The following is a 10165-nucleotide window of genomic DNA, read 5'->3' as shown; positions in this document are numbered from 1 at the left end:
GCGGATCGCCTCACTTCACAAGTTAGGGAAACAGAACCAGCGATTCAACCGCTCCGGCAATCAACCAGGGCTCGAGGATCGGAGCGCCCATACCGCGGAGCGGTTTAGTCCTTGGCCGAATAACCGCCAAGGTTGCAGTGTTTGCTGTTACACTGCGCCCCGCAATCTCGTTTCAGTCTAGTGATTGCCGCCGATTCCGGTACGCAGCACCCACCTCATTCAGCCTCAGACTGGCGCCCCATCAGGGCGACAGGCCGTTTGTACCTACAAGAAAGAACAACTATGTCATTCGCATCTCTCGGCTTGTCCGCCGAACTCGTCCGCGCTGTTACCGAGCGCGGTTATACCGAACCAACCCCGATCCAGGCGCAGGCCATCCCCGTCGTGCTCAAGGGCGGCGACCTCATGGGCGGCGCGCAGACCGGCACGGGCAAGACCGCCGGCTTTACCCTGCCCATGCTGCAACGCCTGATGGAGAAGCCCGTCGCCGGCAAAGCTCCCATCCGCGCGCTGGTGCTGACCCCGACCCGCGAACTCGCGGCGCAGGTGGAAGAAAGCGTGCGCGAATACGGAAAATATCTGCCGCTCAAATCCATGATGATGTTCGGCGGCGTCAACATCAATCCGCAGATCAAGCAACTGCACGGCCGCGTGGACATCCTGGTGGCGACACCGGGTCGTTTGCTCGACCACTTTCAGCAAAAAACGGTGGATCTGTCGCATGTCGAGATTCTGGTACTGGACGAGGCCGATCGCATGCTGGACATGGGTTTCATCCGCGACATCAAGAAAGTGCTCGCGGTGTTGCCGAAGCAGCGCCAGAACCTGCTGTTCTCCGCCACCTTCTCCGACGAGATCAAGCTGCTGGCGGAAGGGCTGCTGCATAACCCTGCGCTGGTGGAAGTGGCGCGCCGCAATGCAACGGCCGAACTGATCGAGCAGCGCGTGTATCCGGTGGACCGCGAGCGCAAGCGCGAGCTGCTGACCCACCTCATCAAGGAACACAACTGGTTCCAGGTGCTGGTGTTCACGCGCACCAAGCACGGTGCGAACCGTCTGGCCGAACAGCTCGACAAGGACGGCATTCCCGCCATGGCGATCCACGGCAACAAGAGCCAGGCCGCGCGCACACGCGCGCTGGCCGAGTTCAAGACCGGCAAGCTGCAAGTGCTGGTCGCCACCGACATCGCCGCGCGCGGCATCGACATCATCGAACTGCCGCATGTGGTCAACTTCGAATTACCCAACGTGGCGGAAGATTATGTGCACCGCATCGGCCGTACCGGGCGCGCGGGAAGTTCGGGCGAAGCGAGTTCGCTGGTGTGTATCGATGAGAAGAAACTGTTGAGCGACATTGAACGCCTGACCCGACGCGAGATTCCGGTGGTGCAGGTTCCCGGTTTCGAGCCCGACCCGCGCATCAAGGCGGAGCCGATCATGAATGGTTCGAATCGCGGTCAAGGCGGGCGCGGCCAAGGCCAGGGACGCGGTCAATCCGCACCGCGCGCCGGTGGCGGGCAAGGCCGTGGCGCACCGCGTCCCGGCGGCAAACCTGCAGGCGGGGCAGGGCGCGGCAACGTGCCCTCCGGTGCACAGCATCGTTCCGGCGGGCGTGGCCGTTGATGACAGCGGTCAGCAACGAACAAGCCATCGCCGACACCAAGCTGTGGCTGGAGAAGGCCGTCATCGGCCTCAATCTGTGCCCGTTCGCCAAGGGCGTGCACGTCAAAGGCCAGATACGCTACTGCGTGAGCGCCGCACAGACGCCGGATGAATTGCTGGCTGATGTGTTGCGCGAGCTGGAGTTGCTGGCCGAGACGCCGCGCGACAAGATCGACACCACGCTGCTCATCCATCCGCAGGTGCTGAACGACTTCCTCGACTACAACGACTTCCTCGCCGTGGTGGATGCCGCGCTGGAAGAGGTCGGGCTGGCCGGCGAGCTGCAAGTCGCCAGCATGCACCCCGACTACCAGTTCGCCGATACCGAAGCCGACGACATCACCAACTACACCAACCGCTCGCCGTATCCCACGCTGCACCTGATCCGCGAAGACAGCATCGACGAAGCCGTGGCCGCTTTCCCCGAGGCCGAGAGGATCTTCGAGAAGAACATGGAGACCCTGCGCAAGCTTGGGCATGAAGGGTGGGATGCGCTCGGTCTGGCGCCAGTGCAGAGAAAGTAATTTTAAAACCTGCTGCGCGGCTGGATTGCTGCGTTGCACGGTGCTCTGAATCCTCATGCATTACATGTGCACTCCGGTTTCTGTACTGCGTGCGCCTTGTACTCCAGCCGCTCGCTACGGTTTTCAAATCACTTTACGCACGTCTGAAAATCAGCGGTATCCTTGATTCATGACCACACCCGACTATTCGCAACTCACGCCAGACTGCGTGCTCAACGCGCTGGAAAGCATCGGCCTGCGTTGCGACGGGCGGCTGCTCGCGCTCAACAGCTACGAGAACCGCGTGTATCAGGTCGGCATGGACGAGGGCGCGCCGCGGGTCGCCAAGTTTTATCGTCCCGCGCGCTGGACGGATGAAGCGATTCTCGAAGAACACACCTTCGTGCAGGAACTGGTCGAGCGCGAGATCCCCGTCGTGCCGGCCTTGACCATCAATGGCAGCACCTTGCACCATTTCGAAGGTTTCCGTTTTTCCGTATTTGCCAGGCACGGCGGGCGCGCACCAGAACTGGAAGACCGCGACACACTGGAATGGCTGGGCCGCTTTTTGGGGCGCATCCACGCTGTCGGCGCGATCAAGGATTTTCAGCACCGGCCCGCACTCGACACCGACACCTTCGGCATCGAGCCGCGCGAATACCTGCTGGCCAACGGCTTCATCCCGCCGGACATCGACGCCGCCTGGCGCAGCGTGTCGCAACAGGCACTGGACGGCGTGCGCCATTGTTTCGACCGGGCGGGCGAGGTGAAACAACTGCGCCTGCATGGCGATTGCCACGCAGGCAACGTGTTGTGGACGGACGACGGCCCACACTTCGTCGATTTCGACGACAGCCGCATGGGGCCGGCGGTGCAGGATTTGTGGATGCTGCTCTCGGGAGAGCGCGAGGACCGAATCCGGCAACTGGGCGACGTGCTGGCGGGGTATGAGGATTTTTGCGAGTTCGACGCGCGCGAACTGCACCTGATCGAAGCGTTACGCACGCTGCGCCTCATCCACTACTCGGCCTGGCTGGCGCGGCGCTGGGACGACATCGCCTTCAAGCAAGCCTTCCCCTGGTTCAACACCCAGCGCTACTGGCAGGACAGGATATTGGAATTGCGCGAACAGATCGCGCTGATGGAGGAGCCTCCGCTGTGGCAGAACTGAACGCGCCGTGTCCCTGCGGCAGCAACAAGAAATTCGCTGCCTGTTGCGGCGCTTATCTGGCAGGAAACGCAGCCGCGCCCAGCGCCGAGGCGCTGATGCGCTCGCGCTATACCGCCTATACCTTGTTGCGCGAAGACTACCTGCTGGCGACCTGGCATCCCTCAACGCGTCCCGCAGCATTGGGCCTGGCAGAAGAAACGCCGACCAAGTGGATCGGCCTGGATGTGAAACGCCATGAACAACGGGATGAAACGCATGCCATCGTCGAGTTCGTCGCGCGCTACAAGATCGGTGGACGTGCGCAGCGCTTGCATGAAGTGAGCCGTTTCGTGCGCGAGGGGGGATTCTGGTTCTATGTTGACGGCGATTTATAGCCGACCTGTATCACCGCTACAATACGCACCTTTTTTCATGCCACATCTCATCGGACAACCATGAATCCTGAAACAGAAAACACGCACCTGGTGCTTGCCGCCCACGGCCCGGACCGGCCCGGTCTCGTCGAACGGTTGAGCGGCCGCATTGCGGAGAGCGGCTGCAATATCGACGAGAGCCGTCTGGCGGTACTGGGCCGGCAGTGTGTTCTGGTCTTTCTGCTCTCGGGCCCCTGGCATGCGCTCTCCAAACTGGAAGGGCAATTGTCTGCGCTGGGGGAGCAACTTGGCCTCGCACTTTCTTATGAACGTACCGGCAAAGCCGAACGCCAGGACGTCGCCATCCCTTACACCGTCGAGCTCGTCACGTCAGACCGTTCCGGCATTGTGCGGAGCCTGGCAGCGTTCTTCGCACGCCAGGGCATCAACATCGAAGCGCTGCAGACCAGCAGCTATCCGGCCCCGCATACCGGCTCGCCGATGTTGTCCGTGGTGATGACCGTCGGCATTCCGGCCAGAATGCACATTGCCACCCTGCGCGGCGATTTTCTCGATTACTGCGATGATCTGAATCTGGACGCGACGTTCGAGCCGTTGCGGGGGTGAGGGGACGAAAATCGGCGGGCAGTGCCCGTCGTCATCTGTCCGGTATCACTCGGGGTTCAGCCACTCGAACGCCGCCTGCTCGAAATCCTCGCCCTCGGCCAGCAGCGCGGTGAGCTTGAGATGGCGGCTCTTCTCGCCCATCATCATTTCGTGCTGGGTGTCGGTCACGAACTTTCCGGATTCCGTCAGCAGAGTGACTGCGCATCAGAGTGCTGGGTTGCGGCTGACGTTATTGCGCCCTCCTTGAGGAGGCTTTCATCGCCTTGAGCCGAGTTCAAGGGGCGGCTATAAAGGTCACGCAATCGCGACCGGTTTTATGTTGGGTCAGGTCGTGCCGAACTTGGTTTCGACCAGCACGCCGATCTGTTTCAGGAAGGGCGTGGGCAGGGTGCCGCCGGCGCAGACGATGACGCCGTCGTTCGGAATCTCGGCTTCCTCGTCGCCGAACTTGATGACGGCTGTCTCCGGGTTGACCTGCTTGACCCCGGACTTGAGGTAGATTTTCAGCTTGCCGGCATCGGCCATGGCTTTCAGCTTGTCGCGGTTCTTCGGCTTGGCCCCGCCGAATGCCTTGCCGAAATCTTCCCCGCGAGCGAGCAGCGAAACGGTGGTGCCCGGTTCCGCCGCAACGGCCATCGCGGCCTCGACCGCGCTATCGCCGCCGCCGACCACGATCACATGCATGTTGCGGTACTGTTCCGGGTCGATCAGGCGATACACGACTTTCGGCAGGTCTTCGCCCGGCACCCCGAGCTTGCGCGGCGTACCGCGCCGCCCGATGGCAAGCAATACGGTGCGGGTCTGGTATTCGCCTTTGCTGGTCTTAACGATGAAGCCCTGGTCGGCGGGCGTGACGTTTTCCATGCGCTCGTTATAGTGGATGCGGATGCCGGTCTTTTCGATGATTCCCAGCCACCATTCCAGCAGTTTTTCCTTGCTCACTTCGCGAAAGTGCATTTCGCCGACCACCGGCAGCTTGACCGGCGCGGTCATGGCGACCTTGTTGCGCGGGTATTGGAAGATCGCGCCGCCGAGCGAAGTCTCCTGCTCGACCACGAGGTAACGCAGTTTGTGCTGGATCGCGCCCAGCGCGGCGCCCAGCCCGGCGGGGCCGGCGCCGACGATGATCACGTCGTAGTCGTTGGCGCTGCCCTTGAACTTGGCGATGGCATCCATGGCTTGCGCGCCCTGGCTGGCCGATTTGCGGATCAGGCCCATGCCGCCGAGTTCGCCCGCAATGAAGATGCCTTTGACGTTGGTCTCGAAAGTCGGATCGACCTGCGGGATGTCCATGCCGCGTTTTTCGGTGCCGAACACCAGAGTGATCGCATCCTGCGGGCAAGAAGCGGCACACGCGCCGTGGCCGATGCACAGCGTGGGATTCACCAGTACGGCCTTGCCCTTGATCATGCCCAGCGCTTCTTCCGGACAGGCCTTGATGCAACTGCCGGAGCCAAGACAGCGCACCGGGTCGATCACGGGATGCAGCGAGGCGGGTTCGGTCAGCCCCTGGGCGAATGCCTCGGTCATCTGGGCGACCGAGTTCTTTTCGGTCTTTTTCCTGCGACCCAGATAGAAAAGCATGATGACGGCCAGCGGAATCAGATAAACGGCAAGATCGGTGATGTCCATAGTTGAGCAGTGAAGTTTTGATGGGGCGGGTTAAAAATACCGGTGTGACGATTTTTCCCTGGAGCAGTTCCTGCCGGCAGGAACTAAATCAGGCACGTCAGGTCAGAAGGCGACGCATTCTATGTCGGTGTGGTTTTTTAGACAAACGCAAGCAGTCAAAACAAAATAATCAGGTTAGAATCGCGCGCCCATTCGGAAGGCAAAAAATATTATGAGAAGCAAAAAAGAATCTGAACACCTGCACTGGATGATCTTCATCAGCATCATCGGGTTCATCACTTTTGCCGGCTATTTCGTGGTTTATCCGCAGACCCTGTACAAGCCGGGCGAAGAACTGTTCGATTTCGGTTACAACCTCGGTCTCATCGGCGGTGTGATGATGCTGTTGCTGTTGCTCTACCCGCTGCGCAAGCGCTGGCCGTTCCTGGAAAATTTCGGTTTCCTGCCGTTCTGGTTCAAGTGGCACATGGTGCTGGGCATCGTGGGGCCGCTGTTCATCATTTTTCACTCGACCTATCACGTCTATATCCCGTTCATCCACCCGACGGGGTCGATCAACGCGGCCGTGGCGATGTACTGCATGCTGCTGGTGTCGGGCAGCGGCACGTTTGGCCGTTTCTTCTACACCAAGATTCACCACGGATTGTATGGCCGGCAGGCGACGATGAATGAGTTGCAGGCCGAAATGGAGCAGTCCGGCGAAGTCAAGTCGATGTTCGAATTCGCGCCCGGTGTGGAACGGGCGCTGGACGATTTCCGTGACCGGGCCAACCGTTATGCGAAGGCATCCGGATATGGCTTCGCCAATTTTTTCAGAGTGGGCGTTGAAACGCTCTTTCTCAAGCGCAGGCTGCCGCGTGAATTGCACGCAGTGATGCTGGAAAAAGCGCAGGCGGAGCAGTTCAGCGCCGAACAGATCAGGGGCATGGAGCGCCTGTTTCGGGAGTACCGCGAAAAGATCGTCGGCTTTCTGAAAGCCGGGTGCGATACGGCGCAATTCCATACCTACGAGCGGTTGTTCTCGTGGTGGCACATCTTCCATATCCCGCTGGTGTTCATGATGGTGTTCACCGCCATTTATCACATCTATGCCGTGCACGCCTATTGAGCTCGCCATGAACATGACCTTGCGCACCTTTGCCCTGACTTTCTTCCTTTTTGCTCTGCCGCTGCAGGTGCAGGCCAATAAACTGCTGATGCCCGGCGATGTCATCAAGGGGCACGCCAAGGAAGAGGCAAACTGCGAGCTGTGCCACAAGAAATTCGACAAGAAAGCACAGTCAATCCTGTGCATGGATTGCCACAAGGACGTGGGCAAGGATGTCGCCGGCAAGATCGGTCATCACGGCCGGATCGATACCGAAAAAGAATGCAAGGAATGCCACGGCGAGCACAAGGGGCGCGACTTCAAGGCGGCCGAGTTCGACCATGACAAGTTTGACCACAAGCTGACCGACTTTGAGCTCAAGGGCAAACATGTCGTGGGTGAAAAGGTCAAATGCGACAGCTGCCACAAACCCGGCATCAAGTTCCGCGATGCGCCCACGATCTGTGTAACCTGCCACAAGAAGGATGATGACAAGGCGCACAAGGGCAATTTCGGCAAGAAGTGCGAGACCTGCCACGTGGACAAGGGATGGAAAGAAATCCTGTTTGATCACACCAAGAACACCAAATTCCCGCTGCTGGGCAAGCACCAGTCGCCGCCGCTGAAGTGCGTGGCCTGCCACAAGGGCGACCTGTACAAGGACAAGCTGCAGATGACCTGCGTCTCTTGCCACAAGAAGGATGACGACAAGGCGCACAAGGGCAAGCTGGGGCCGAAATGCGAGACGTGCCACAGCGAAAAAGACTGGAAGACCACCAAGTTCGACCACGACAAGACCAAATTCCCGTTGCTCGGCAAGCACGAGGAAGTGAAGTGCGACAAGTGCCACATCGAGAAAAAATACAAGGGTACGCCGACCCTGTGCGCCTCCTGCCACAAGAAGGACGACGACAAGGCGCACAAGGGGAAATTCGGTCCCAAGTGCGAGACCTGCCACGTGGAAAAGGATTGGAAAGAAATTAAATTCGATCACGCCAAACAGACCAAATTCCCGCTGCTGGGCAAGCACTTGTCGCCGCCGCTGAAATGCGTGGCCTGCCACAAGGGCGATCTGTACAAGGACAAGTTGCAGATGACCTGTGTCTCCTGTCACAAGAAGGACGACGACAAGGCGCACAAGGGCAACTTCGGGGTGAAATGCGAAAGCTGCCACGTCGAGGACGACTGGAAGAAGATCAAGTTCGACCACGACAAGCAGACCAAATACCCGCTGCTGGGCAAACACAAGCAGGCGAAATGTGCCGCCTGCCACAAGGGCGATTTGTTCAAGGACAAGCTGCAGCAGGCGTGCGTGAGCTGTCACCAGAAAGACGACGACAAGTCGCACAAGGGGCAGGAAGGCAAGAAGTGCGAGACCTGCCACGTCGAAACGGCATGGAAGGATGTTGACAAGTTCAACCACAACCGCATGTCCACCTTCCCGCTGCTGGGACGGCACGCCATCGTGACGTGCAAGAAGTGCCATGCCGAGCCGACCTTCAAGGACGCCAAGTCAGATTGCTGGTCGTGCCATGAAAAAGACGACGAGAAAGTGCACAAGCGCAGGCTGGGCACCGAATGCCAGGTTTGTCACTCCACGCGCGCGTGGGGGGCGTGGGACTTCGACCACAACAAGACAAATTTCAAGCTGGACGGCCCGCACAAAAAGACCGCCAACAAGTGCTACGCCTGCCACAGCAGGCCAATGAGCGGAAAAGTGCTGACCTCGACGGTGTGCGGCACCTGTCATGCGCGGGACGATATTCACAATGGCAATTTCGGCGAGCGTTGCGAGCGCTGCCATGAGGGCAACGACTGGAAGACCGTGAAAATGGGGCCGGCGGGACGGCAGTAGTGATGCGGCGCTGACGGTGAATGGGGTGGCTGGATTGATTCCGCTTAACCGGCTGTTCGACGCGGGTGACGGGTCTGGGTAGCGTAAATTTTACGATTGAAATTTTTTGAGGAGGTGTGCCATGCAAAAAACGGGACGAATGATTGGCGGATTGCTGGCTTTGCTGCTGGCGGTGTGTTCGGGCGCTGCCACGGCAGCGGAAGATGCGGCCGGGCGTGGTTTCAATCACGGCATTACCGGCTTCCCGCTCTCCGGTGGACACGCGGCTGCGGCCTGCGAGACCTGCCATGTTGGCGGGATATTCAAAGGCACGCCGCGCAATTGCGACGGCTGCCATGCCATGGGCAAGCGCGTGATCGCCACCCCCAAACCGAACAGCCACATCGTGACCGATTCGCCCTGTGAGAGTTGCCACTTTTATACGCACTCCTGGCTGGGCGCACGCTTTAATCACGGCTCGGCAGCGCCCGGGCAATGCCGGAATTGCCATATCGGCCGTTTGGCGGAAGGCAAGCCGGGCAGCCATGCCACCGGCAACAAGGCGACCCAGTCCTGCGATCAGTGCCACCGCACCTTTGCCTGGCTGCCGGCGAGCTGGAATCACAACGGCATCACGGCGGTTTGCAGCTCATGCCACATCAGCGATCCACAAGTGACTGCGCCGAATCGCAAGCCGTCTTCCCATGCCGCCCCCAAGTTGAAAGGTACGCTGGAGTGCGACTCCTGCCACAACTACCGGGCGTGGTTCCCCAACCGTTTCAACCACAGCACGGTTGCCACGGTGGGGCAATGTAACAGTTGCCACGAGAACGGCACGCTGGCACAGGGGCAGCCGGGCGGGCATAGCAGCTTCAATGGTTGGCCGATGAAGTGCGACGACTGTCATACCTCGACCAATGCCTGGTTGCCGGCCTTGGGCGCGCTGCCGTCCAATCACATTCCGTTCAATGCCGGAACCTCCTGCAGCAGTTGCCACGTCGGTGGGGCGATACGGACCGGGGCGACCTTGCATGCCTTTGTTTCTCCGGTGTGCACGACATGCCACCTGAACGGCACAAATTTCCTGGGCCGGATGAGCAAGAAAAGTGTCGGTCACGAAGGGATGAAGGCAGGGGATGACTGCTCCAAGTCGGGATGCCACCGTCCGGCTGGCAACAAGGGCGTTGCCTTTGTCAGATGGGATTGAGGGCGGATTGAATGCGGGCTGCGCCGATCGGTTCGGCGCAGTTTTATGATCGGTGCGTCTTTATTATCGGGATTTTTAAGGAGCGGGTT

10 protein-coding genes are annotated in these 10165 nt (G+C 59.8%); 8 read left to right on the top strand and 2 right to left on the bottom strand.

The genetic code is table 11. The features are described 5' to 3' along the window. Positions 1-282: 282 nt before the first annotated feature. The 5 genes from ACKTSJ_RS09460 to ACKTSJ_RS09440 all read left to right on the top strand — a co-directional run bounded on the left by ACKTSJ_RS09460 (position 283) and on the right by ACKTSJ_RS09440 (position 4316). Positions 283-1623, top strand: coding sequence for a DEAD/DEAH box helicase (locus ACKTSJ_RS09460; RefSeq protein ID WP_407899641.1), 1341 nt, complete (start codon positions 283-285; stop codon positions 1621-1623). Then, positions 1623-2186, top strand: a complete 564-nt coding sequence (locus ACKTSJ_RS09455) for a DUF1415 domain-containing protein (RefSeq protein ID WP_407899640.1) — start codon at positions 1623-1625, stop codon at positions 2184-2186. The genes ACKTSJ_RS09460 and ACKTSJ_RS09455 overlap by 1 nt, the downstream gene beginning before the upstream one ends. A gap of 169 nt (positions 2187-2355) precedes the next feature. Further along, on the top strand, positions 2356-3336 hold the full coding sequence (locus ACKTSJ_RS09450) for a serine/threonine protein kinase (RefSeq protein WP_407899638.1): 981 nt from the start codon (positions 2356-2358) through the stop codon (positions 3334-3336). Beyond that, the gene (locus ACKTSJ_RS09445; protein ID WP_407899636.1) at positions 3324-3710 is read left to right on the top strand and encodes a YchJ family protein; all 387 of its coding nucleotides are present in this window, start codon (positions 3324-3326) and stop codon (positions 3708-3710) included. The genes ACKTSJ_RS09450 and ACKTSJ_RS09445 overlap by 13 nt, the downstream gene beginning before the upstream one ends. A gap of 60 nt (positions 3711-3770) precedes the next feature. After that, a complete protein-coding gene (locus ACKTSJ_RS09440) occupies positions 3771-4316 on the top strand; it encodes a glycine cleavage system protein R (RefSeq protein ID WP_407899634.1) in 546 nt (181 codons plus the stop codon). A gap of 45 nt (positions 4317-4361) precedes the next feature. On the opposite strand, the gene ACKTSJ_RS09435 is transcribed toward ACKTSJ_RS09440, so the two are convergent. Together ACKTSJ_RS09435 and ACKTSJ_RS09430 are read right to left on the bottom strand one after the other, a co-directional pair. Further along, the gene (locus ACKTSJ_RS09435) at positions 4362-4484 is read right to left on the bottom strand and encodes a hypothetical protein (protein WP_407899632.1); all 123 of its coding nucleotides are present in this window, start codon (positions 4482-4484) and stop codon (positions 4362-4364) included. Between the two features lie 156 nt (positions 4485-4640). Continuing rightward, positions 4641-5948, bottom strand: a complete 1308-nt coding sequence (locus tag ACKTSJ_RS09430) for an NAD(P)-binding domain-containing protein (protein ID WP_407899630.1) — start codon at positions 5946-5948, stop codon at positions 4641-4643. Positions 5949-6159: 211 nt separating this feature from the next. On the opposite strand from ACKTSJ_RS09430, the gene ACKTSJ_RS09425 reads away from it, so the two are divergent. The 3 genes from ACKTSJ_RS09425 to ACKTSJ_RS09415 all read left to right on the top strand — a co-directional run bounded on the left by ACKTSJ_RS09425 (position 6160) and on the right by ACKTSJ_RS09415 (position 10076). Further along, positions 6160-7056, top strand: a complete 897-nt coding sequence (locus ACKTSJ_RS09425) for a hypothetical protein (protein ID WP_407899628.1) — start codon at positions 6160-6162, stop codon at positions 7054-7056. 7 nt (positions 7057-7063) lie between these two features. Then, on the top strand, positions 7064-8890 hold the full coding sequence (locus tag ACKTSJ_RS09420) for a cytochrome c3 family protein (RefSeq protein ID WP_407899626.1): 1827 nt from the start codon (positions 7064-7066) through the stop codon (positions 8888-8890). Positions 8891-9011: 121 nt separating this feature from the next. Next, positions 9012-10076, top strand: coding sequence for a hypothetical protein (locus tag ACKTSJ_RS09415; protein ID WP_407899624.1), 1065 nt, complete (start codon positions 9012-9014; stop codon positions 10074-10076). The last annotated feature ends 89 nt before the right edge of the window (positions 10077-10165 follow it).

Source organism: Ferrigenium sp. UT5 (genome assembly GCF_045866295.1).
Taxonomy (GTDB): Bacteria; Pseudomonadota; Gammaproteobacteria; order Burkholderiales; family Gallionellaceae; genus Sideroxyarcus.
Note: the sequence above shows the minus strand (reverse complement) of the source record. Positions and strands in the feature narration are given on the sequence as shown.